This window comes from Pseudovibrio denitrificans JCM 12308 (assembly GCF_001310815.1).
Classification (GTDB): Bacteria; Pseudomonadota; Alphaproteobacteria; order Rhizobiales; family Stappiaceae; genus Pseudovibrio; species Pseudovibrio denitrificans.
Map to the genome: position 1 here is coordinate 32,790 of NZ_BAZK01000012.1, position 22,874 is coordinate 55,663.

General features: G+C 54.8%; 16 protein-coding genes and 5 pseudogenes. 2 read left to right on the top strand and 19 right to left on the bottom strand.

The annotated features are described in order from the left end of the window. Positions 1-26: 26 nt before the first annotated feature. From JCM12308_RS16800 to JCM12308_RS16870, 16 genes and pseudogenes are all read right to left on the bottom strand, one after another. Positions 27-1,634, bottom strand: coding sequence for a GMC family oxidoreductase (locus JCM12308_RS16800; protein WP_054784517.1), 1,608 nt, complete (start codon positions 1,632-1,634; stop codon positions 27-29). Further along, positions 1,634-3,142 carry an FGGY-family carbohydrate kinase gene (locus JCM12308_RS16805; RefSeq protein WP_083416835.1) on the bottom strand — a complete coding sequence of 503 codons (1,509 nt, stop codon included), beginning with the start codon at positions 3,140-3,142 and terminating at the stop codon, positions 1,634-1,636. The genes JCM12308_RS16800 and JCM12308_RS16805 overlap by 1 nt, the downstream gene beginning before the upstream one ends. 19 nt (positions 3,143-3,161) lie before the next feature. Then, positions 3,162-4,016: a class I fructose-bisphosphate aldolase gene (locus tag JCM12308_RS16810; protein WP_128647430.1), complete on the bottom strand. Its 855-nt coding sequence runs from the start codon at positions 4,014-4,016 to the stop codon at positions 3,162-3,164. Next, on the bottom strand, positions 4,006-5,772 hold the full coding sequence (locus JCM12308_RS16815; protein WP_054784518.1) for a glycerol-3-phosphate dehydrogenase/oxidase: 1,767 nt from the start codon (positions 5,770-5,772) through the stop codon (positions 4,006-4,008). The genes JCM12308_RS16810 and JCM12308_RS16815 overlap by 11 nt, the downstream gene beginning before the upstream one ends. A gap of 96 nt (positions 5,773-5,868) precedes the next feature. Then, positions 5,869-6,882, bottom strand: a complete 1,014-nt coding sequence (locus tag JCM12308_RS16820; RefSeq protein ID WP_054784519.1) for an aldo/keto reductase — start codon at positions 6,880-6,882, stop codon at positions 5,869-5,871. After that, complete coding sequence (locus JCM12308_RS16825; RefSeq protein WP_054784520.1) at positions 6,879-7,859, bottom strand: sugar-binding transcriptional regulator; 981 nt, start codon at positions 7,857-7,859, stop codon at positions 6,879-6,881. Before JCM12308_RS16825 ends, JCM12308_RS16820 begins: the two co-directional genes overlap by 4 nt. Positions 7,860-7,866: 7 nt before the next feature. Beyond that, the gene (locus tag JCM12308_RS16830) at positions 7,867-8,868 is read right to left on the bottom strand and encodes an ABC transporter permease (RefSeq protein WP_014283372.1); all 1,002 of its coding nucleotides are present in this window, start codon (positions 8,866-8,868) and stop codon (positions 7,867-7,869) included. A gap of 33 nt (positions 8,869-8,901) precedes the next feature. After that, positions 8,902-10,420 (bottom strand): annotated as a pseudogene (locus JCM12308_RS16835) (sugar ABC transporter ATP-binding protein). Between the two features lie 88 nt (positions 10,421-10,508). Beyond that, positions 10,509-11,530: pseudogene (locus JCM12308_RS16840) on the bottom strand (substrate-binding domain-containing protein). A gap of 455 nt (positions 11,531-11,985) precedes the next feature. Next, positions 11,986-12,525 carry an N-formylglutamate amidohydrolase gene (locus tag JCM12308_RS30195; protein ID WP_208978677.1) on the bottom strand — a complete coding sequence of 180 codons (540 nt, stop codon included), beginning with the start codon at positions 12,523-12,525 and terminating at the stop codon, positions 11,986-11,988. Continuing rightward, positions 12,474-12,854, bottom strand: a complete 381-nt coding sequence (locus tag JCM12308_RS30200; protein WP_208978660.1) for an N-formylglutamate amidohydrolase — start codon at positions 12,852-12,854, stop codon at positions 12,474-12,476. Before JCM12308_RS30200 ends, JCM12308_RS30195 begins: the two co-directional genes overlap by 52 nt. 32 nt (positions 12,855-12,886) lie before the next feature. Then, the gene (locus JCM12308_RS16850; protein WP_008550515.1) at positions 12,887-13,891 is read right to left on the bottom strand and encodes an ABC transporter ATP-binding protein; all 1,005 of its coding nucleotides are present in this window, start codon (positions 13,889-13,891) and stop codon (positions 12,887-12,889) included. Next, positions 13,888-14,874 (bottom strand): ABC transporter ATP-binding protein, encoded by a 987-nt coding sequence (locus JCM12308_RS16855; protein WP_054784521.1) that lies wholly within the window; start codon positions 14,872-14,874, stop codon positions 13,888-13,890. Before JCM12308_RS16855 ends, JCM12308_RS16850 begins: the two co-directional genes overlap by 4 nt. A gap of 8 nt (positions 14,875-14,882) precedes the next feature. Further along, positions 14,883-15,802: pseudogene (locus JCM12308_RS16860) on the bottom strand (ABC transporter permease). 9 nt (positions 15,803-15,811) lie between these two features. After that, a complete protein-coding gene (locus tag JCM12308_RS16865) occupies positions 15,812-16,789 on the bottom strand; it encodes an ABC transporter permease (RefSeq protein WP_014283365.1) in 978 nt (325 codons plus the stop codon). Between the two features lie 116 nt (positions 16,790-16,905). Further along, positions 16,906-18,489 carry an ABC transporter substrate-binding protein gene (locus JCM12308_RS16870; RefSeq protein WP_054784522.1) on the bottom strand — a complete coding sequence of 528 codons (1,584 nt, stop codon included), beginning with the start codon at positions 18,487-18,489 and terminating at the stop codon, positions 16,906-16,908. Between the two features lie 196 nt (positions 18,490-18,685). On the opposite strand from JCM12308_RS16870, the gene JCM12308_RS16875 reads away from it, so the two are divergent. Beyond that, positions 18,686-19,612 (top strand): LysR family transcriptional regulator, encoded by a 927-nt coding sequence (locus tag JCM12308_RS16875; protein ID WP_008550144.1) that lies wholly within the window; start codon positions 18,686-18,688, stop codon positions 19,610-19,612. A gap of 46 nt (positions 19,613-19,658) precedes the next feature. Beyond that, the gene (locus JCM12308_RS16880) at positions 19,659-20,621 is read left to right on the top strand and encodes a M14 family metallopeptidase (protein WP_054784523.1); all 963 of its coding nucleotides are present in this window, start codon (positions 19,659-19,661) and stop codon (positions 20,619-20,621) included. A gap of 216 nt (positions 20,622-20,837) precedes the next feature. On the opposite strand, the gene JCM12308_RS33055 is transcribed toward JCM12308_RS16880, so the two are convergent. The 3 genes and pseudogenes from JCM12308_RS33055 to choW all read right to left on the bottom strand — a co-directional run bounded on the left by JCM12308_RS33055 (position 20,838) and on the right by choW (position 22,724). Then, positions 20,838-21,362, bottom strand: a complete 525-nt coding sequence (locus JCM12308_RS33055) for an ATP-binding cassette domain-containing protein (protein WP_373282383.1) — start codon at positions 21,360-21,362, stop codon at positions 20,838-20,840. Beyond that, positions 21,351-21,880, bottom strand: a pseudogene (locus tag JCM12308_RS33060) (ATP-binding cassette domain-containing protein); the annotation flags it as partial. The gene JCM12308_RS33055 and the pseudogene JCM12308_RS33060, both read right to left, overlap by 12 nt. After that, positions 21,880-22,724: pseudogene (gene choW / locus JCM12308_RS16890) on the bottom strand (choline ABC transporter permease subunit). The pseudogenes JCM12308_RS33060 and choW, both read right to left, overlap by 1 nt. Positions 22,725-22,874 lie beyond the last annotated feature (150 nt).

A 22,874-nucleotide genomic window follows, 5' to 3' on the forward strand; every position in this document is an offset into this window, starting at 1 on the left:
GATATCTTCTCAAAACTCCTTGAGCCTCAATCCGCCAAAATCATGTCTGTGGCTTTTTCGGCTATCATGACGACTGGGGCGTGGGTGTTGCCGGAGGGAAGGGTTGGCATGATGGAGGCGTCGGCTATGCGGAGGCCTTGGAGGCCGTGGACTTTTAGGTCTGAGCTAACCACCGCATTTTCGTCTGAGCCCATTTTAGCGGTGCCGACGGGGTGGAAGATGGTTGTGCCGACATCGCCTGCAGCTTCAATCAGTTCCTCATCACTTTCATAGGCCAGACCGGGTTTGATTTCGGTGGCTTTGTAGTGCTGCATAGTTTTGGTGGCCATGAGTTTTCTGGCGTGGCGGATTGAATCTATGGCGACTTGTTTGTCTTCCTGTGCGCTCAGGTAGTTTGGTGCGATAACGGGGGCATCGCGATAGTCTGCGGATTGGATGGAGACTGTTCCGCGGCTTTCCGGGCGGAGGTTGCAGACTGACACTGTGATGGCCGGGAATGGATGCAGGGGATCTCCAAACTTTTCGAGGCTGAGTGGCTGGACGTGGTACTCGATGTTTGGCGTTGCGTAGCGCTCTGAGGACTTGGTGAAGATGCCGAGCTGGCTTGGAGCCATGGCCATTGGGCCGGAGCGTGTAAGCGCATACTCGGCCGCGATTTTGGCCTTGCCCCAGAACGTGCGTTGCATCTCGTTGAGGGTTTTCGCGCCCTGTATCTTGAAGATTGTGCGCAGTTGCAGATGGTCTTGCAGGTTTGCGCCGACACCTTGCAGCTCGTGCAGTACCTCTATGCCATGGGATTTGAGCAGGTCAGCCGGGCCGATGCCTGAAAGCTGGAGCAATTGCGGAGAGCCGATGGCACCTGCTGAGAGGATGACCTCTTTGCCTGCCTGAACCGTCATCGGCTTACCTTTGACGGTCAGGTTCAGCCCAGTAACACGCGTTCCTTCCAGCAACAGTTTTTCGGCTTGCGCGTGGGTGACGATGGTGAGGTTGCTGCGTTTTTTGACTGGGCTGAGGAAAGCGCGGGCGGCACTCCAGCGGAGGCCACTTTTCTGGTTGACCTCAAAGTAGGACGTTCCTTCATTTTTGCCGTCATTGAGATCATCCGCAGCGGGGATTCCGAGTTCCGCCGCTGCGTCTTGCACGGCATTGAGGATGTCCCAGTTCAGGCGTTGTTTTTCGACCCGCAGTTCACCACCCTGATGGTGCAGAGCGTTGTTGCGGAAGGCGTGGTCCTCTGATTTTTTGAAGTACGGAAGCACATCATCCCAGCCCCAGCCGGCATTGCCGAGCTGAGCCCAGTGGTCATAATCCGCCGACTGGCCGCGCATATAGATCATGCCATTGATGGATGAACAGCCGCCTAGGACTTTGCCACGTGGGTAGGCGAGAGATCTGCCGTTGAGGCCCTTTTCTGCGGCGGTGCTGAAGCACCAGTCTGTTCTTGGATTGCCGATGCAATAGAGGTAGCCAACCGGTATGTGGATCCAGTGATAGAGGTCTGAGCCTCCTGCCTCCAACAGCAACACCTTGTTGGCCGGGTTGGCACTGAGGCGGTTGGCCAGCACGCAACCGGCTGAACCTGCACCAATGACGATGTAATCGTAGGTTCCAAGAGACGGACGGATGGGCATCACGCCAGCTCCTCTTCTTCCAATGGCAGGCTAAAGCGCTGGCTTAACTTGCAGAACTTAGCGTAGCGACGATCCATGAGGTCGCGAAGTTCTTCTCGTGGTGTGTAATGGCGGGTTTGGCGGGTCATGGCCTCGACACCAGCCTCAAACTCATAGAACACCCCTGCCCCAACACCTGCTGCAATAGCTGCGCCCAGCGCGCCGGTTTCCTGACATTCGGAGATGGACAGCGGGATGTTGAGCGTATCAGCGAAGATCTGTGGCCAGATCTGACTTCTGGAACCGCCTCCGGAAAGAACTGCGTTTTCAAAGCTTGCACCTGCTGCTTTGAGCTGTTCGATATGGCGGCGATGTTCAAAGACGACACCTTCATAAAGCGCGTAGAGCATATCAGCGTGGGAATGCCAGCCAGCAACACCAATGAAGCTAGCACGGGCTCTCGGTTCCGGACCAGAGCCATAAAGGAACGGTAAAACGAACGGCAGGTCATCAGATGGCGTCACGCTCTGAACCATCTCGTTGCACAGCGCAAAGGCCTCTGCGCCTTCCAGAGCCGGATTTACGTGCTCAATGAACTCGCGGACATACCACTCCAGATTAGCAGCGGAGGTGGCACTGGCTTCGATCTCCATGACCTTGTTTGGTCCAAAGCTGGAGGCCATGAAAACACACGGGTCATGCAACGGCTTTTCGGTGATGATCTGGTTGATGCTCCAGGTGCCAGCGACGATGGAGGCTTCGCCTTGCTTGACCACGCCAGAGCCCAGCGCGCTGGCGATGACGTCGAATAGGCCAGCGACAACGGAAGTGCCCTCTGCAAGGCCGGTTGCTTTCGCGGCTTGGGCTGAGACTTTGCCTGCGCATTCTTCCGGTGCCAGTAGCTCTGGCAGATACTCCCTGGCTTCGCTTAGCCCGTAGAGGTTCATCAGCTCGGCATCATAGGCATTGGTTTTCATGTTGAGCAGGCCGCAGCCGCTCATGTCGGAGATATCGCTGACACGCTTGCCGGTGAGCTGGTGGAGGATGAAGTCCTTGCAGAGAAACACCGTTCCGATTTGGGCGTAGGTTTCAGGGTCATGATCCTTTACCCAGCGCAGCAGGGTTGGAGTTTGAGAAACCCACGGCTTTTGCAGGCAGATGTCGTAGAGCGGATCGTCTTTGCCTTCTGCCGTATAGCGCTCCACCGTTTCAATGGCGCGGGTGTCCAGAGACTGGACGGCCAGCAGTGGCTGTTCTTGTTTATCCAGCAGATAGAGGCCATTGCCGTGGCCTGCACAGCCGACGCCGATGATCTCACTGGCGGAAATGCCTGCCTCGGCGATCACCTTAGAGATGACTGAGGCAGCGTTGGACCAGAGCTCTCCCAGATCTCGGAGAACATGACCGGGCGCTGGGCTAGAGGATACGCCATCCCGCCCGGCCATGGATACAATCCTGCCCGATAAATCAAACAGGACTGCCTTAATAACCGTGTTACCGGCATCAAGCCCGAGTAGATAAGAGCCCATGGTTCCCCCCAATTCCCAATTATGCAGCTTCGAAGGCTGACTGATAGATCGCCCAGGCTTCTGCTGCATCGACATCCTGATGGATCATCGCCATGAGAGCCTGAACCACGCCGCGTGGATTGTCATGCTGATAAATATTACGACCGTACACCATGCCGTGCGCCCCTTGACGCATCAAACGGGACGATTTTTCAAAGACTTTCAGCAGGTCTTCCTTGCCACCGCCACGCACCAGAACTGGGCAGCGGGCCGCTTCCACCACGCGGTAGAAGTCATCAGGATCATCGGTTGGATCGGCTTTGACGATATCTGCGCCCATCTCACGCGCCAGACGGACCAGCGTGACGATCTTATCGGCATTGCCGTCCACCAGATAGCCGCCGCGCTCGCTGTTTGGCTGCATGACGAGCGGTTCGATCATCAGCGGCATGCCATACTTTTCGCAGGCGTTGGTGAGGCGGGAGATGTTTTGGACGCATTGTTTAAACAGGTCCGGCTCATCCGGCAGCATGAACAGGTTCACGACCACACAGGCAGCATCCATGCGCAGGGCTGTGAGGATTGGTTCTTCCTCGTTCTGCATCAGCGCCCACATGTGGCGGTGGCGTTCTGCATTGTAAGGGTTGCCCATATCGACGCGCATCACCAATGCTGGCTTGTTCTTGCCGTCGATTGTTTGCAGCAGGTCAGACTGGCCATAGTTCATCTGGATGGCGTCCGGGCCAGCATCCACCAGCGCTTTTACAACGCCGCCCATGTCTTCCAAGCCATCCATGAAGGTTGGTTCGTTACAGACACCGTGGTCAATGGCGACGTCCAGACATTTGCCGCCGGAGAACAGGCGGTTCATTCGCACTTTTTTGCTAAGATACATTGGAAGTCTCCATTTCAATATGATCTTCAATGAGTTGCTTCATGCCATGATAGGCACTGAGGTAATTTCGAGTTTCGGTGGTGTGGTCTTGCCGCAAGTTCTCATCCCATCCACGCTGACTGGCGAAGATCCGGGAGATGTCTTCCAGCGTGTTGGTGGTGAGCGTGCCTGAGATGGCGAGGGTGGTTCTACGCAGGATCAGATCGAGCATGTTGGCGACGTGTTCGGCATTGATGAGATGCGCGATCTCCGCGTGAGTGTAAGTTTCGGCATCTGCCAGCGGCTGGTCTGGCTGGTTGGCGCAGGCAAGGGCAACGTCGCGGGCTTTGGTGCCGTACCGCTCCAGCAAGGTTTCGAGACGCTGCTGCGAGGCGCCTGTTTCGGACATAACAGCCTGATACCAGCGCTGTCTCTGCGCTTCTGTTTGCGGATAGGCGGCACCGCCACCAATGCGAGCCTCCAGCGTGGAGTGGGTGCGTTTCATGCCGAGGTCTTTCAGCACTGCATCTGCCACTTGCTCACCGAATGCGCGGAAGGTTGTCCATTTGCCGCCGACCATGCAGCGCACCGGGGCTGAACCTCCGGCCAGTGGGCCAAGGTCAACGCAGGAGTGATCCCGGGAGATCTGGCCGTTGATTGCAGAGTTGCTGTGGGGCAGAGGGCGGACACCTGCGAAGGTGAAGCAGATTTGCTCGGGGGCTATCTTGATGTTTGGGAAGATGCCTTCCAGCGATTTGAGGATGTAGTCCTGCTCTTCCTGCGTGCAGATCATACCGGTTGGGTTCTCAACGCGGATATCTGTAGACCCGACAAGAACAAGGCCCTGATAAGTAAAGAGAATACAGACGCGGCCTTCTTCGTTTTCAAAGTAGACCATATGATCGCCAATGGCTTTGCGCAGTTCCTCATTGTCGATCATGAGGTGCGAGCCTTTGGTACCGCCAATCAGGCGTTTCCAGAGTGACGATGCCTTATCTGTGAGGGCATCATTGGTGAAATCGATCCAGGCGCCTGTGGCGTTGATGATTGTTTTGGGCTTCACGATAACTTGCTGGCCACTCAGTTCATCGTTGAGGATGACCTCACCGTCGCCTCTGCCTGTTGCGCGGATGTAATTGAGGGCCAGTGTTGCTGGGTTTTTGGCAAGGGTTTGTTCAATGATTTCAAAGCCAAGTCGCTCTGGCTGGGTGACCGAAGCATCGTAATAGGTTGCGCTGCAGAGGGTTTCCGGACGGTATTGCGGGAACTTCTGCCTGGTAGCCGCTTTGCCGAAGAACTGGTGGCTGGGCATGACTTTGTTCTTGCGGGTGAAAAGATCATAGAACGTCAAACCAGCCTTGATCATCAGGGCACCACGGCGCGGTTGAGACTGGCTCAGGCGGAAAAAGCGCAGGGTGCTGCCGATGATGCCGTCGAGGTAGCTGGAAATCGGGATCGATGTCGGCAAGGGCTTCACGTAGTGCGGAGCGTTGGCGAGCAACGCATTGCGCTCCATGAGGGATTCCTGCACCAGACGGAACTCACCATTTTCCAGATATCGCAGGCCACCATGAACCATGCGGGAAAGGGCAGCACTGGCGCCGCTGCAATAGTCTGCCGCATCAACAAGGATGACGTTTGCACCGGCCAGCCCGAGTTCGCGAAACACGCTAATGCCATTGATGCCTGCGCCAATTACAAGCACATCTGGCGTGGTGTTTTGTTTTAAACGCCCCCAGATATCGTCCCGTTCCATATGCCGCAAATTATGGGCCATAGCCAAAGCACTCCCGTTGCCGGACCATCTCGTCGACGGTCCAGCCTGACCTCACTGCCCCGAGGTCGCTGTTATTCCTTGAAATCCGAGCGGGTTTTAGTTGTCGTCAAACCCGGAGAGATGGCGATCGATTGCCTGAGAAATCATGGCAATTTCATCTCCTGCCAGCTGCAAAGTCCCAGCATGGGCGTTCTCGGTTGCCTGCTTCACATTGCGCGCGCCGCATAGAGCGTAGGTGATGCCCGGTTGGGCAAGTGTCCATGCAATCACAGTCTGTGCGATTGAGATGTCATGGGCTTTCGCGACTGGCTCAATCTCTTTGGTGAAGTTCTGTATTTTGATGCGGTTCTCAACGCTGAAGCGCGGGTTCTGGAGGCGTTGGTCATCGCCTTCGAACACGCGGTCCGGTCCGACTTTGCCTGAGAGTAAGCCGAGTGCGAGTGAGGAGTAGCTGAGTGTTGCCACGTCATGCTGTTTGCAGAGCGGCAGCAGGGTTTGCTCTATGCCTCTGTCGAGCATGGAATAGCATTCCTGAATGGCATCCAGCTGCCCGGCGGCAACATACTCCTGCAAATCCTCAGGCGATGCATTGGAAATACCGATTGCACGGATCTTGCCTTGCTGTTTGAGGGTGAGCAGAGCGTCCATCGTCTCGGCAATTGGCGTTGTGCTGTCCTGCCAGTGGGTGATGAACAGGTCGATATAGTCTGTCTGTAAACGGCGCAGGCTTTGTTCTGCTTCGTAGATGATGGAATCCTTGCCCAGATAACGGTAAACGGGCTTGCCTTCCTCATCAAAGAAATGAGTGCCTTTGTCTGTATGCCAGACGAGGCCGCATTTGGTTGCCAGCACCACTTCATCCCGGCGGCCTTTGATGGCTTCGCCGACGAGCTTTTCTGAGCGACCCAGACCGTAAGCCGGCGCGGTATCAATCAGGCTGACGCCTGCGTCCAGTGAGGCGCGCACTGCATCGATGGAGGCTTTGTCATCGCCGCCGCCCCACATCCAACCGCCCATGGCCCAGGTGCCAAGGCCGATGACGGAGGCATCGATGCCGGACTTGCCCATCGCGCGCAGTTCCATTTTGCTCTTTGTTGCTAAAGTGGTCATTTCTCGGCCTCGTTCATTGTCTGCAAAACTGTGCGACAGGTGTTTTCGTCTGTCACCAGAGCGTTGATGTAGTCGCCTTTCAAGATTGTGCGGATCGGCAGCACCTTTTGCTTTCCTGCTGCAACGCCAATGGTGAAAGGTATTTTTCTGAGTTCATCCAGTGTCAGGCTCACCAGCTGGTCATTCAGGGCATAGCCACAGGCCTGACCGCCTTCTTCAATAAGGTGAGCGAGTAACTCGCCAGTGGCACCGCTTTGCAAAATGGCTTTGCGATCTGCCTGACTGGTTGGGTGCAGGCTGTAGTAGCTGGAGTCTTTGGTCAGAATTGAGCCGATGCCAACGACTGCGATTGTTGCTCTACGCGCCATTTCCAGAACGAACTCGTTTTGACGCATTTCCTTAAGCATATCGCGCTGCTGCGTGCTTTCGGCGAAGATTGGAGCATGCAGCTGGTAGCTACGCCCGCCCAGCGCCTCTGCCATTTGGGCGGTGACGTGGTTCACATCGATAAAGTGATTGCCCTGCAAGCAGCCGGTGGCTGGGACCACGACCACATTGTAGGTCTTCTCGGGCTTCAACGCAGCGACAAAGGCTGACATGCTTTTGCCGCCAGAGACCGTGACGATGTCGCCATCCTTGAGTTTTGAGAGGAACAGCTTGGCAGCGGCTTCGGCAACGGATGCGAGGTTGACGTCGTCCTGCTCTGAGATTGTTGCTGCGACAACGGCGCTGTCCAGCCCACCGAGGCCCGCAATTTCGTGCTCCAGATCGAACAGGGAGCGGAAGGGGGACTGGATTTGGATATCCACCATGCCCATTGTGCGGCCCTGTTTGATCATGCGGTTGACTTTGGGGTGAGAGACGCCAATGAGCTTGGCAATCTCGGCCTGACTCTTGCCCTCGATAAAGTGCATGACGAGGACTTTGTAGATTTGCCGTGTGGCGTCCAGTTCGCTCTGATCTATCTTTGTCAGCATAGCTACCTCACGCGCGCTTCTTGTGAAGGATATGATCGAGCGCGACTGCCACCAGCAGAATGCAGCCACGGATCAAGTCCTGCCAATAGACAGATACGTCCAGCAAGATGAGGGAGCTTGAGACCACGGAGAGCAGAACCACGCCAAGGATTGCGCCGAGGATGGTGCCTGAGCCACCATTAAGGCTGGCACCACCAATAACGGCTGCTGCAATGATGTTGAGCTCCATGCCGACGCCGAAGTTTGGTGTCGCAGCTCCAAAACGCGCCATGTAGATGACACCGGCAACGCCCGCGAGCGTGGCACACAGGACGGTGACCCAGAACTTCACCTTGTCCGTACGGATACCGGAGTAAGCGGCGGCTTTCTCATTGGAGCCGGTGTAGAACACCTTGCGGAACAGGGTTGCCTTGCGGAGCAGGATATCGAAAGCCAGCACGATGGCGAAGAAGATGAGGATCACCACCGGGATGCCTGAAACTGTGCCCTGCCCGAGGAACTTGAACTCTGCCGGGAGCGTGTAGAGTGACAGCGGGGTGCCCTGGGTGATGACCAGACAGATGCCACGCACGATTACCATGAAGGCCAGCGAGGCTATGAAGTGGTGAAGACCTATTTTGGTGACACAAAGGCCCATGAGCATGCCGATGCCTGCGCAGAGGACAACGGCAACACCGCTTGCCAGCCATGGATCCATACCCATCAGAAACAGCTTGCCGCCAACAACCATTGCAAAGCAGACGACCGAACCGACAGAAAGGTCGATGCCGCCTACGATGAGCAGGATTGTCATGCCAACCACGACAATGCCTTCTACGGAGAAGGAGAGCAGCATGGCTTTGATGTTGGCCCAGGTGAGGAAGTAGGGCGAGGCGAAGCTCATCACGATACAAAGGGTGATGATGATGGCGAGAAGACCCGCTTCACGCATATTCTTGAAGTGTCCGAGCCGGAGCGCTGGGCTTTTGAGTACCTGCTGCTCACCTGCTGTTGTTGCTGTCTCTGTCATACTTAAATCTTTCAATTAACTGGCGAATGGGGATCAGGCGGCGGTTTTGCTGGCGTGCAGGCCAGACGCCAGTTCCATGATGCGTTCTTCGGTCATTTCATCTGGCCCAACTTCACCACTGAGCTCGCTTCGCAGATCACGAGAATGCGGTCACACAGGCCAATCAGCTCGGGAAGTTCGGAGGAGACGACCACGAGGCCGATGCCTTCCTCTGCCAGTCTGCGGAGCAGGGCGTGGATCTCTACTTTTGCGCCCACATCAATGCCGCGTGTGGGTTCGTCCATGAGGATGATTTTCGGGTTTACCGAGAGCATCTTGGCAATAGCCACTTTCTGCTGGTTTCCGCCGCTGAGGGAGGAGACTGGCAGGTCCAATCCGCCATGTTTAAGGTTGAGGCGTTCACCTAGTGTCTTCGCCTGCTCCAATTCTGCCTTACGGTCCAAAACGCCTGTTGCAGTTGAGACCTGATCTACGTCCAGAGCCGAAACGTTCTGTGCGATCGAAAGATCGAGGAAGACCCCCTCACCTTTGCGGTCTTCAGAAAGGTAGACGATGCCTTTTTTGATACTCTCCTGATAGGATTGATACGGAAGGTTTCACCGCCCAGCTCCACCACTCCAGAGTCGTGATGATAGAGGCCGCAGATGCCTTGCAGGATTTCGCTTCTGCCAGAACCGATCAGGCCGCCGACACCAAGGATTTCACCGGGGCGCAGGTCAAAACTGATGTTTCGGAAGCGTTCCGGGTCCGTGAGGTCTTTCACCCGTAGCAAAGGCGTTGCAGAGGCATCGATGTTTTCGGCCTTGGGTGGGTAGAGATCACCTAAATCGCGTCCGACCAGTTTGCCGATCAGGTCATCCGGGGTGATATCAGCCACATTATCGGTGCAGATGTACTTGCCATCGCGCAAGACGGTGACCCGATCACACTGCTCGAAGATTTCTGCCATGCGGTGGCTGATGTAGATGATGCTGATGCCATCTTCTTTCAGCTTCTGCATGATTTTGAAGAGGGCGACCGCTTCGGTTTCCGTCAGTGCTGCAGTCGGCTCGTCGAGGATGAGGATTTCGCAGTCCAGGGTCAGTGCCTTGGCAATCTCGACGATCTGTTGGTTGGAGATGGAGATCTTCTCCACGTTTACAGCTGGATCAATCGGAGACAGGCGCGCGAGGATTTCGGCGGCTTTCTTCTTCAAACCAGCATAATCCATAAAGAGCGAGCGGCGGGCGTTTGTGGCTGCCATGAAGATGTTTTCGGCAACAGACACATCCGGGCACAGCGCTATTTCCTGATGAACCAGCCCAATGCCGCGCTTTTGCGCATCAGCGGGGCCGTCAATGGTGACTTTCTTGCCGCGCAGGATGATCTCGCCGTCGCTGGGCTGCAGGATGCCATCAATGATGTTCATCATGGTGGACTTGCCTGCTCCATTTTCACCTGCAAGAGCATGGATTTCGCCCTTACGCAGTTCAAACGAGACGCCTTGCAACGCTTTGACCGCTCCGAATGATTTGCTGATGTTGCGCAGTTCCAGAATTGGCTGCTCGCTCATATTCCCCTCCCCGATCCAGCTCTGTTGTTGAACTGGTGTGAAGCCTCACACTCCGGTATCGCAATGAGCGTGAGGCTTCCTTTCAGGCTTACTCGTTGATGCCTTTGGTGCCGCGACGCTTCAGGTACTTGTCCCAGTAGAAGTCATCGGCGTTGGCGGCTGTCACAATAGAGAAGCCGTTGTCGAGGTAAGGCACACCCATTGGTTGAAGCCTGCTGACTTGTAGTCGTTCATCGGATCGATGAGATCGCTATGGTTTGCGAGCCACAGCATCATGAAGCCCATGTAGCCCTGAACGCCCTGGTTCGGGTTCACGGCCCCAAACACTTCACCTGCTTTGATCAGGTCCAGCATCTTCGCGTTCACGTCAGCATGCATGATCTTGATCTTGCCGCCGAGCTCTTTAGCCGCCTGAGCAGCACCCAGAGCAGAGTTTGCTTCTGGCATGAAGATCGCACCGAGGTCAGGGTGAGCCTGCGCCATGGACTGCACGGCGTTGTAGGCCTTGGTTGGGTCCTGATTGGAAGCGGCGCGAGAGGCGAGCTTCATGTCAGGCCACTTTTCGTCCATGCGAGCGATGAAGCTTTTTACGCGGATGTCGTGGTTGTCCTGGCCCGGGTTTTCCAAAACAGCGTATTTGCCTTTTCCGCCCATTGCCTCAGCAACTGCATCAGCAGCGTACTTGCCTTCGCTGACGTTGTTTGAGGTGATGTAGGAAACACGCTTGGAGTTTGGAGAGTCCGCAGCAAACGTCACAACCGGAATTCCCATTTCCGTTGCGCGGTTGATTGGCTCAATGAACGGGTCAGAGTTCATTGGGTGCAGCAAAATGCCTGCTGGCTGCTTTGCCAGAGCTTGCTCAAAGCTGGCGAGCTGTTTGTTGACGTCATATTCCGGTGTGCCGGTATAGACGGTTTTACAGCCCATCTGCTGTGCCGCCTGCTTGAACATTTCATAGACCGGGAACCAGTACTCAACACCGGAAACCATCACGTTCATGACGTAGGTTTCGCCTTCTTCACACTGGAATGGATTGTCCTGTCCTGCGGTTGCTGGTGCTGTTGCCCCAAGAACAGCAGCCAGACCAAGTCCGGCAATAAACTTTTTCATATTCCCCTCCCAAAAGGTAGAAAGCTAAATGCATAGCCATCTAAATGATTAGTATTCCGCACCAGACCAGAATAATCAGGACCAGTTCCTCCAGCGGAACGCGAACAAAAATCAGTTCGTGAAGAAAAAATGGCGAAGACAATCAAGAGGGTCAACATATTTCCAGCAGTGAAATATATTTCTTATCTAATCGTCGATAATTTATTAGAAGAATACTGCTCATCTATTATTAGAGATAACTATGCATTGAGAATGATTTTATCTTGATGCGTAGTGCGCGTTACTTATTGAAATGAATGAGGAATTTTATCTGTAATATCACGTAGAGCTCGGAGATAAAGAGCGCCGCACAGATGCACAATTTTGAGGTGAGGTTTGTGCCTCTGCACCTCAAGCTGAGGAGGTGCAGAGCCTCCATTTGAGAGCCAAACCAGAGCTGATCAGCCTTTGAGTGGTTAGGCGGGTTCGGTGATTTTTTGTTTTGTGTAGTCGGAGAGGCGATTCACGAAGGTGCCTAGATCACGCTGGAGACTGTCGAAGTTCGGGTACTTTTCGAGCGTCACTTCACTCATGTAGAGGCCGCGGCTGACTTCGATCTGGAGGGAGTGCCAGCCCTGTTGTGGGCGGCCTGTGTGGATGACCAGTTCAGCGCCTTTGTAGGGTTCGTTGATCTTCACTTCATAACCGAGTTCGACCAGAATATCTTTCGCCGTGTTGATGTACTCAGGATCGCAGGTTACACCTTCTCTGTCGCCTAAGTTTATGTCAGGTCGCTTCTCACCTGCTCCGGTTTCATGCATCACCGTTGAGACTGCCTGCATGCTGTGGCAATCCAGATGATAGGCCACGCCAAAACGGGCGTGGGCTTGCTCCATGAGGCGGGTTAGGGCGTCGTAGTAGGGCGTGTAATAGGCGTCTATGCGGTTTTCGATCTCTGCTGCCGTCAGCTCTCGGTCGTAAAGAGGGCCACTGCTGGGAGGCGCTTCTGTCCAGATGAGGCCTTTGCCAGATCACTGCGGAAATCCGGCTTTGCCTCCCGGGTCCAGCCTTTGATGACGGCTGGATCGATGTTGTCTGCGCGGCGATTGGGGTCGATGTAGATGCGTGGAAACAGAGCCTCGAGGTAGACACCACCGGTTTCAGCGGCTTTTTCGAAGAGTTCGTGGACGTATCTGTCTTCTGCGCATTTATAGCGGCTGGCTGGTACGCATGGGCGGAAGTCGGCTGGATAGATCTCTCCGGAATGAGGAGAGTCCACCACCAGAGGACTTGTCAGCTCCGTAGGGCGATGGATTTTCAGCACATTTTCAATGGATTGGGGCAATGTATCTCTCTCAAATAGCTTGGGGGTGCGCATCAGCCGTCGTTCAGGTGACAGGCGGAGACATGGCCGGGAGCAATTTCCCTTAAGGCCGGTTGGCTCTCAGCACAGCGTTTGGTGGCAAATGGGCAGCGCGGATGAAAATGACATCCGCTTGGAGGGGCCAGGGGTGATGGGATCTCGCCTTTGATTGGTTCATACACCTGCTTGCGGGCATCAATACGTGGGACTTCGCGCAGCAGGGCCTGCGTGTACGGGTGATTGGGCTTGGCGAAGAGTTCGTCTGTTTTCGCGATCTCGACCACACGGCCCAGATACATGATCACCACACGATCCGAGAGGTGCTCCACAACGCCGAGATCATGACTGATGAATAGATAGGTGAGGCCGAGTTGTGCGCGTAAATCCATGAAAAGATTGATGACCTGCGCCTGGATGGACACATCGAGTGCTGCGATGGACTCGTCACACACAAGGAACTCCGGGTTTACCGCCAAGGCACGGGCGATGCCGATGCGTTGGCGCTGTCCGCCGGAGAACTGGTGCGGGTAGCGGGTTTTGAAATCTGGATCGAGCCCGACACGCAGGAGCATCTGGTCTACGTAGTCGGACAGCTCAGCTTTTGAGACGAGGCCATGGACGCGAGGCGCTTCGCCGATGATGTCACTCACCCGTTTGCGTGGGTTGAGGGAGGACATGGGGTCCTGAAAGATCATCTGCACCTTGAGCTGAGCGTTTTTGGCATCGGCTCCAGAAAGTTGTTTGACGTTGTCTCCGTGGAAATGAACAGTGCCGTCACTGGCTTCATGAATGCCTGCCACAACACGGCCCAGCGTGGACTTTCCGCAGCCGCTTTCACCAACAAGGCCAACCACTTCACCCGGTGCAATGCTGAGCGAGACATCATCAACCGCGTGAACTACTTGCTCTTTGAGGTTGGAACCGAAGAAGCGGAGTGTTTTTTCGGCAAGGTCCAGCTTTTTGGTGAAGCGTTTGGAGACGCCTTGCAGCTCAATGACTGGTGTTTCCAAAAGCGTCATGCCATTTCCTCCTGCTTTACAGGATGGAAGCAACGCACGTGCCTTTCCTCTCCCAATTGCGTGATCTCCGGAGCCGCGACCAGACAATCGCTCTGCTTTGCTGGACAGCGGCTGGCAAAAGCGCAGCCTGCGGGTAGGTTGAGCAGTGACGGCGTCATACCGGGGATCTGGTAGAGTTTCGCTCCACGTTTGTTGCGGCTCGGGACGGATTCAATCAGGCCCTTGGTATAAGGGTGCAGTGGGGCGTCCAGCACTTCATCGATACTGCCTTGCTCTACAATCCGCCCAGCGTACATAACAGCGATCCTGTCCGCTAAACCGCTGATCACAGCCAGATCATGCGTGACCCAGATGAGAGACATGCCGGTTTCGGAACACAGCTTGCGGACCTCATAGAGGATTTGCGCCTGAATGGTGACATCAAGCGCTGTTGTCGGCTCATCGGCGATGATCAGGTCCGGCTCGTGCAGCAGTGCAATGGCGATGGCAACGCGTTGGCGCATGCCGCCGGAGAACTGGTGCGGGTAGGATGTGAGGCGTTCATCTGGCGAGGCGATGCCGACGCGTACCAGAGCTTCGCGGCAGCGTTCTCTGGCTGCTTGTTTGGAGATGTCCTCATGGGCCTGAATGGCTTCAATCATCTGCGTGTCGATGCGCAGGACGGGATTGAGAGTCATCATGGGGTCCTGAAAGATCATCGCTATCTTCTTGCCCCGCAGCTCGCGCCACTGCTTTTCGTCTTTTCTGGCCAGATCATCCCCGTTGAGGAGGATCGAGCCACCGACCACCCTGCCCGGTTCATCCACCAGACCGATCAACGAAAAGCCGGTGACGGTTTTGCCAGAGCCACTTTCGCCAACGAGGCCAAGGATTTCGCCGGAGTTAACGGAAAAGCTAACATCATCAACGGCTTTGACCACACCTGCTTTGGTGAAGAAGTGGGTTTTGAGGTTTTTGACTGTGAGTGTGTTTGGCGTGTTCATTGTTGTCCTCACTTCCTCAGTCGCGGGTTGAGGACATCGCGCAGCTGATCTCCCACCAGATTGATGGAAACCACGGTGACGAGCAGGGCTATACCAGGGAAGAACGAGATCCAGTATTTGCCGCTGATCACATACTCAAATCCATTGGCGATGAGCAGGCCGAGGGATGGTTCTGTCTGTGGCAGGCCGACGCCGAGGAACGACAGAGTTGCTTCCAGCGCGATGGCATGGGCGGTCTGTACGGTTCCTACCACGATGAGTGGTGGCAGGCAGTTGGGCATGATGTGCAGAAAGAGCACGCGGGCATGGCTTAGGCCGAGGCACGTGACAGCCTCCACGTATTCCTTGCCGCGCTCGACCAGTGCGGTTCCCCTCACCGTTCGGGCGTAATAGGCCCATTGCGCAACGACCAGAGCGAGGATGATTTTGTCGACACCTTTGCCCAGCAAGGCCAGCAGCATCAGGCAACCAGTGAGGCCGGGAAGGAGAGTTGTAGGTCCACAATGCGCATGATGAAGGTTTCGGTGCGACCTCCGGCATAGGCTGCGATCAAGCCAACGGACATGCCGATGATGAGCGCGATGATACCGCTGGTGACGCCGACAGAGAGCGAGATGCGCAGGCCGTAGAGGATGGCGGAGAAGAGATCGCGCCCTGCCCCATCTGTGCCCAGCCAGAAGGTGTAGCCATCGAAGCTTTCAGCACCGGGTTCCATGCGCGCATCCAGAACACTGACTTGCGCCAGATCGTAAGGGTTTTGCGGGGTGATCCATGGAGCAAAGAGCGCGGCTGCGATAATCGTGAAAAGGAGAAGCGCTGCGACGACAGCGACTTTGCTTTCAACAAACTCTGAAAGGAAACGGCCCATAGGCGTTTCGCCTGAAAAGAGCTTCTTTCGCGGTGGTTTGAGGCTTGTTTCTATAGTCATGCTCGCCCCTTAACTTGTCGCATCCTGAAGCCGCACGCGCGGGTCCAAAATGGAATAGAGGATGTCAACAATCAGGTTGATGACGACGAAGAGCACCACGATGATCATCAGATAAGCCACGATGATTGGCCGATCGAGCTGCTGAATGGCATCAATGAGCAACTTACCCATGCCGGGCCACGCGAAGATGGTCTCCGTCACCACTGAAAAAGCAATGAGAGAGCCAAACTCAAGGCCGAGGACGGTGACCACCGGGATCATGATGTTCTTGAACAGGTGCACCATGACAATGCGGTTGGCGGACAGGCCTTTGGCGCGGGCAAACTTGATGAAGTCCATGTGCATGACCTCCCTCACCCCTGCCCGTGTCAGACGGATAACCAGCGAGATCTTCAAGAGTGCGAGGTTTATTGCGGGAAGGACGATGTGTGAGAAACCATCAGCCGTGAGGAACGACACCTGCAAACCGAGAACTGAGATGGTCTCTCCGCGTCCTGTAGCGGGCACCCAGTCAAGCATCACAGCGAAGAGCATGATCATCATGATTCCGACCCAAAATGTGGGCAGCGAGAAGCCCAGAATTGAGCCGCTCATGATGAGGCGTGAGGAGATGGCATTGGGGCGCAGGCCTGCGTAAAGGCCCAGCGGGATGCCGATGACAATCGCCATGAGGAGCGCCATAAAGGCGAGCTCCAGCGTGGCGGGCATACGTTCTATGATGAGTTTCAGGGCTGACTCACCGAAGACAAAGGAGGTGCCTAAGTCGCCTTTAAACGCGTTGCTGACAAAAACCATGTATTGCTGCCACACGGGCTTATCGAGGCCGAAGTCGCGGATAACGCGCTCAATCTCGGCCTGATCCGCATCCGGTGCGACCAGCATATCGATGGGATCACCCACCACGTTCACGCCAAAGAACACAATGACGGACATAGCAATCATGACTATGCCACTTTGCATCAGGCGTCTGAGAATGAAGACAGACATGTCTCTAAATCTTTCGCAGGTAAAGCCAACCCATTGAAATTACAGGGGTGTCAATCTGGCTTCAGATAAGAAAAAGGCCGGCATGGAACCTAAGCCGGCCTTTTGATTGCGTGCGATTACTCAGCGGATACGCCCCAGGACAGGGTGTATTCATCCGTGCGTGGCAGGTACTGGAGGCCCTTGCGGGTCGCCCATGTGTTCACCTGATAGTGCAGCGGAATGATCGCCTGATCGTTGATGGCAATCTCGGTTGCTTTGGCCAGCAGGTCCTGACGCTTTTCATCATCAACGGTGGCCAGAGCTTCCTCAATCATGGCATCCACTTCAGCATTGGAGTAGCGGCCACGGTTGGAGGAGCCGAAGCCCTTGTCCTTGTCGTAGGTATGGATGAGAGAGCGCAGCGGAGATGATGCTTCACCGGAGCCAGCGCCCCAACCTACGAGAACCATTGAGAATTCTGGCGTGTTGTTTGGACCACCACGGGACGCGCGTTTGAAGTAAACAGAGCGCGGCATGGTTTCTACATCGGTTTTGATGCCGACGCGGTTTAGCATCTGAGCGATAGCTTCCACGATCTTGGCATCGTTGATGTAGCGATCATTCGGGCCATGGATGCGCAGTTCGAAGCCATCCCCAACACCTGCAGCGGCCAGAAGCTCTTTTGCTCCCTTTGCATCATATTCAACCGGCTTCAGGTTTTCGCTGACACCAAAGAACCCGTCTGGCAGAAGCTGGCCGGCTTTAACAGCAACACCTTCCATCACGCGCTCAACGATCAGATCACGGCTGATTGCCTTGGAGATCGCTTCGCGAACACGCTGATCTTTCAGCGGGTTTTTGATGGCTCCACCGCCCATGGCTTTCACGAATGGGCTGTCATCGCGGTCATGGTCCAGATGCAGATAGATGACGCGGTTGGATGGTCCCTGCCACAGAGAGACCTTGTCGTTGCCGCTCAGCACTTCAATGTCGGTTGTTGGGACACCGTTGATCAGGTCAACATCACCTGCCAGCAAAGCAGCCACGCGGGATGGTCCGGATTTGATTGGCTTGAAGGTTACCTTGTCCCACTTCGGCTTTGCGCCCCAGTAGTCAGCATTTGCTTCCAGCACAATGCGGTCGCCCGGCACATACTCAGCAAACTTATATGGGCCTGAACCGACTGTCGCTGTACCCGCGTTGTACATCTCGGTTGTTGCATCGGTTCCTGCTTCTACAGAGATGATGCTGACCGTAGAGATATCATTCGGAACAAGCGGATAAGGCTTTTCGGTCGTGATATGGATTGTGTAGTCATCAATCTTTTTGACCGTTTTGCCTTTGGTGTATGTGGCGAAACTGGATGGTGAGTTTGGCACATTTGGTGCGCGCTCAAACGAAAACACCACGTCATCCGCATTGAACGGATTGCCATCATGGAACACCACGCCTTCACGCAGTTTCAACTCCCATGTGGTGGCGTTGATTGGCTTCCAGCTGGTTGCCAAACCGGGCTGTAGCTGCTGTTTCTCATTTTGGTGAATAAGGCGGTCGAACATATGATAGGCGATCATATTGTTCGGTCCCAGATTGTGGTAGTGCGGGTCAATCGCGCTTGGCTCTGAAGACAAACCGATGGTCAGATCTTCAGCTGAAGCCACTCCACCCATAAGCAACATGGCACTTGCTGTTCCAGCAAGCCATTTCTGCAGCTTAATCATTGCTGCTCTCCCCTCGAAATTATCGTTCCCTCTGGCGATTAAAATTCATTCGCCCAGTAACAATGCCGCTGCTTCTTTATTGGATGTGTCTTCACCACAAGGGCAAATCACCGGTAGAGCTTCGCGGTTGACTTAAACCGTAGTATGTGTTTTCAACATTGTCATTCAAAAATTTATAATCAAAACGCATAGAACTATGTCCGATACCCCTACCCGTCCACGCTTGAGCCTTCGAGAGTTTGAAGTTTTACGCGCTGTTATCAGCGTTCGGAAAACAACTGCAGCTGCTGCCCGCCTTGGAATTTCGCAGCCAGCGGTGAGCCGTGCGATCAAGCATTTAGAAGAGCGGCTGGGCAAGACCCTGTTTAATCGCGACAGCGGGCGGCTGGTGCCGACCTCTGATGCACTGGCACTCAATGAAAAGCTTGAGCCGGTTTTTGAGATGCTGGCGGGCATCGAGAACGAAACCTTCGTATCTCAGCACAGCAGCAAGCCGCTACGTCTTGCGGCACCTCCAACAATCTCCCACCGCTTCCTGCTTGGTGTGATTGCGGAGTTCATCAAGGCTTATCCGGGACAGAAAGTAGAGCTAGAGATTGGGACATCTTCTGATGTGCGCAATCATGTGGCTGAAGGACATGCGGACCTTGGGATTACGGATGGACTTTCCAAGCATGCAGGACTGACGCTGGAACCACTGCGATCAGCCATTGCACATGCGGTTTTGCATCGGGACCATCCCCTTGCCAGCAAAGCGTTTATTGAGCCCGAAGACTTTGATGGACAGGATTTCGTCGCCCTCACCCGTCGGTTCCCGGTGCGCGCTATTTTAGAGCGCATGTTTGCGGAACGCGGAATTCGGCCTAATATTGTTGCCGAATCTTCTACCGCCGTCTCCGTGAGTGAGCTGGTGCATGCAGGTGTTGGTGTCAGCGTCCTCAACCCGTTTCCTGTGGCGCGAAACCATCCAGAAACGCTGGTTTTTCTACCGTTTAAGCCGCGTATTTCCTACCTCAACGCCTTCATATTGCCTGCAACGACGCCCAGCACTCCAATCGCCAGAAAATTCATTGAGTTCACGCGCGCCTTTGAGATTGAGGACCCATATTCAACACCGGCCTAGATGTGTTTAGAGCTGGTGTGACCTATACTTTTCAAGGACCATTGCCATGATTATTGAAAGTACAGCTTACCCTATCGAAATCGATTTCCCCGATATCCTGCCTTACAAAGTCGGTAATACCGGCGTGGACTGGATCACCACATTCGACTCCGGCACTGCCGGGCCACATGTGATGATTTCAGCGCTAGTGCATGGCAACGAGCCATGTGGTGCCGTTGCTTTGGACTGGCTGTTCAAACAGGAAGTTCGCCCTGTGCGCGGCAAACTGAGCTTCGCTTTCATGAACGTGGCAGCCTACAACGCCTTTGACCGCAACGACCCAACCGCATCGCGCTATCTGGATCAGGATTTCAATCGCGTCTGGCAATCAGCTTCACTGGATGGCCCAGAGGTAACACGCGAGCTGGAACGGGCGCGCGAGGTTCGCCCTGTTATTGAGAGTGTTGATTATCTGCTGGATCTGCACAGCATGCAGCATAAAAACCCACCTTTGATGCTGGCGGGAGATCAGGAAAAAGGACGGGCGCTCGCCAAACAGGTTGCTGATCCTGAATGGATTATTTGCGACTCTGGCCATGCAGAAGGCAAGCGGCTACGTGATTATGACGGGTTCTCGGAGCCCTCCAGCCCTAAAGCTGCATTGCTGCTGGAAGCCGGACAACATTGGGAAGCAGCAGCTGGCCCTCGCGCGATTGCAGCAAGCATTCGTTTTCTGCGAGCAACAGAGTGTGTACCAGCGGACTTTGGTGAGGCGTTTTTGGAGGAACAGCAGCCATTAGTACCGCAAAAGACTATAGAAATCGTCGCGCCTGTTACGGTTCAAAGTGAAAACTTCCGCTTCAACGAAGATTACCGCGGAATGGAAGTCATCGCCAAGCAAGGCACGGTGCTTGCGATGGATGGCGATACGCCGGTTGTCACACCACACGACAACTGCGTTCTGATTATGCCAAGCCGTCGTCTACAGGTTGGCAAGACAGCGGTTCGTTTAGGTAAGCTGTTGGATTAAAAGATGCTTTGGCTGGGGCATCACCCCAGCCTTTTTGACTTAAGCGTTCAGTTCTGCAGTTTCAGAGCAGATATTTTTCAAGCTTTTCCATTGCCATTCTGGCGACAATGCTGCCACCAGTGAAATTTCTAATGAAAATGAGAAAAACGAGCACGGTAACAAAAACAGGCGCACCTGTGTGGGTGCGCCTGTTTGGAATCTATGATTTGGGTTGGCTTAGACGAAGCAGTCCATGATTTCTTGTTCGCGGATGATGCCGACGGGGCGGTCGCCGCGGAAAACTGCAATTGGGCCAGCGTGTTTACGCTTCATTTCAATCACATCGCGGATCATCTGCTTGGCAGTGCACCTCGGCATATCGTCAACGCTTACGATGATGTCTGCGCTTGCATCAGACAGGTTGGTCATGATGTCTTCTGCGTGCAGAACGTTGAGTGGGTTCATGTGCGCTACAAATGACTCAACGTATTCATCAACCGGGTTCTTCACGATCTCCTGCGGCGTGCCGATCTGCACCACATGACCACCTTCCATGATGGCGATGCGGTTGCCGATTTTGGCGGCTTCGTCGAGGTCGTGGCTCACGAACACGATGGTTCTGTGCAGCTTTTCCTGGAGGTCCAGCAACTCATCCTGCAAGTGACTGCGGATGAGGGGATCCAGAGCGGAGAACGGTTCATCCATCAGCAGGATTGGTGCATCGGTGGCAAAGGCTCGAGCCAGACCAACACGCTGCTGCATACCGCCGGAAAGCTCGTGCACGTATTTGTCGCCCCAGCCACCTAGGCCGACGAGCTCCAACTGCTCTTCAACGCGTTCAAGACGCTGAGATTTTGGGATACCGGAGAGCTCCAGACCGAAGCCAACGTTGTCGCGCACGGTGCGCCATGCAACAGGCCGAACTGCTGGAATACCATTGCAACGCGCTCACGGCGCAGTTTACGCAGGCGTGCAGCAGAGCAGGTGGTTGGGTTGACCTGTTCGCCATCATCCGCCACCAGAATTTCGCCACGGCAAACCTTGTTGAGGCCGTTGATGGCGCGGAGCAGGGTGGATTTACCGGAACCGGACAGGCCCATCAGAACGAGAAGTTCGCCCTGCTGGATATCGAAGGTCGCGTTGGCAACACCAACCAGCTGACCAGTTTCTTCCTGAATTTCTGCGCGGGTTTTGCCAGCATCAATCAAGGGCAGGGCCGCGTCTGGTTTATCACCGAAGACGATGGACAGGTTTTTGAAGGAAACAACAGGATTGGTCATTACTTGCCGCCCTTATCTTCTGAGCTTTTGAAGAAGCGGTCCAGCACGATAGCGACCAGAACGATTGCAATGCCGACTTCAAACCCTTTTGCGATGTTCACTGTGTTCAGCGCGCGCAGTGTCGGTACGCCGAGGCCATCCGCGCCAACGAGGGCTGCGATCACGACCATGGATAGGGACAACATGATGGTTTGGGTCAGGCCTGCCATGATGTTTGGCAGGGCGTATGGCAGTTCGATCTTGAAGAGCTTTTGCCAGTAGGTGGCACCAAAGGCTTCACCGGCCTCCAGCAGGTGCTTCGGGGTGGAAGCAACGCCGATCTGGGTCAGGCGGATTGAAGCTGGCAGAGCGAAAACGACGGTAGAGATCAGCCCGGAACCACACCCAGACCAAACAGGATGAGGGCAGGGATCAGGTACACGAATGTCGGAATTGTCTGCATCAAGTCCAACACAGGACGCACCCAGGAGAAGAACTTTGGATGGTGTGCGGAGTAAACGCCGACAGGAATGCCGATCAACATACAAATGAATGTGGAGCTGAGGATCAGCGCCAGCGTTTCTGTGGTTTCATCCCAGTAACCCTGATTGATGATGAGCAGCAGGCTCAGAGCAACAAACACGGAGAACATGACGGACCTTCTGACCACAAAGGCCAGACCGGTGGCAATAACGACAATGCCGAGCGGGTGGGGGGCTTGCAAAAGCCATAGTACACTGTCGATCAGCCATTCAATTGCAACGGAAATTGCATCGAAAAAGCCACTTGCGTTGTCAGTGAGCCAGTCAACGTACCACTTGGCCCATTTGCCAATGGGTAGTTTATGCTCTGTTAGCCACTCCACGGGAAACCTCAGATTTTGTTATTGTATATCAACGCGTTAACGTAATTCAAATCAATTGGGCGAGATGCAAAAAGCTTGATACCGACATGCAGCTTGCCCCAGTTGCGCATTGATTATTCCGGTTGTCGGAAGGCTCCGGAAAAACGCGCT

Bases quoted from the DNA above. Each gene is read 5' to 3' on its own strand.
- JCM12308_RS16800 (WP_054784517.1), bottom strand. From the start codon at position 1,634: ATGCCCATCCGTCCGTCTCTTGGAACCTACGATTACATCGTCATTGGT.
- JCM12308_RS16805 (WP_083416835.1), bottom strand. From the start codon at position 3,142: ATGGGCTCTTATCTACTCGGGCTTGATGCCGGTAACACGGTTATTAAG.
- JCM12308_RS16810 (WP_128647430.1), bottom strand. From the start codon at position 4,016: ATGTATCTTAGCAAAAAAGTGCGAATGAACCGCCTGTTCTCCGGCGGC.
- JCM12308_RS16815 (WP_054784518.1), bottom strand. From the start codon at position 5,772: ATGGCCCATAATTTGCGGCATATGGAACGGGACGATATCTGGGGGCGT.
- JCM12308_RS16820 (WP_054784519.1), bottom strand. From the start codon at position 6,882: ATGACCACTTTAGCAACAAAGAGCAAAATGGAACTGCGCGCGATGGGC.
- JCM12308_RS16825 (WP_054784520.1), bottom strand. From the start codon at position 7,859: ATGCTGACAAAGATAGATCAGAGCGAACTGGACGCCACACGGCAAATC.
- JCM12308_RS16830 (WP_014283372.1), bottom strand. From the start codon at position 8,868: ATGACAGAGACAGCAACAACAGCAGGTGAGCAGCAGGTACTCAAAAGC.
- JCM12308_RS16850 (WP_008550515.1), bottom strand. From the start codon at position 13,891: ATGACGCTTTTGGAAACACCAGTCATTGAGCTGCAAGGCGTCTCCAAA.
- JCM12308_RS16855 (WP_054784521.1), bottom strand. From the start codon at position 14,874: ATGAACACGCCAAACACACTCACAGTCAAAAACCTCAAAACCCACTTC.
- JCM12308_RS16865 (WP_014283365.1), bottom strand. From the start codon at position 16,789: ATGTCTGTCTTCATTCTCAGACGCCTGATGCAAAGTGGCATAGTCATG.
- JCM12308_RS16870 (WP_054784522.1), bottom strand. From the start codon at position 18,489: ATGATTAAGCTGCAGAAATGGCTTGCTGGAACAGCAAGTGCCATGTTG.
- JCM12308_RS16875 (WP_008550144.1), top strand. From the start codon at position 18,686: ATGTCCGATACCCCTACCCGTCCACGCTTGAGCCTTCGAGAGTTTGAA.
- JCM12308_RS16880 (WP_054784523.1), top strand. From the start codon at position 19,659: ATGATTATTGAAAGTACAGCTTACCCTATCGAAATCGATTTCCCCGAT.
- JCM12308_RS33055 (WP_373282383.1), bottom strand. From the start codon at position 21,362: ATGCAGCAGCGTGTTGGTCTGGCTCGAGCCTTTGCCACCGATGCACCA.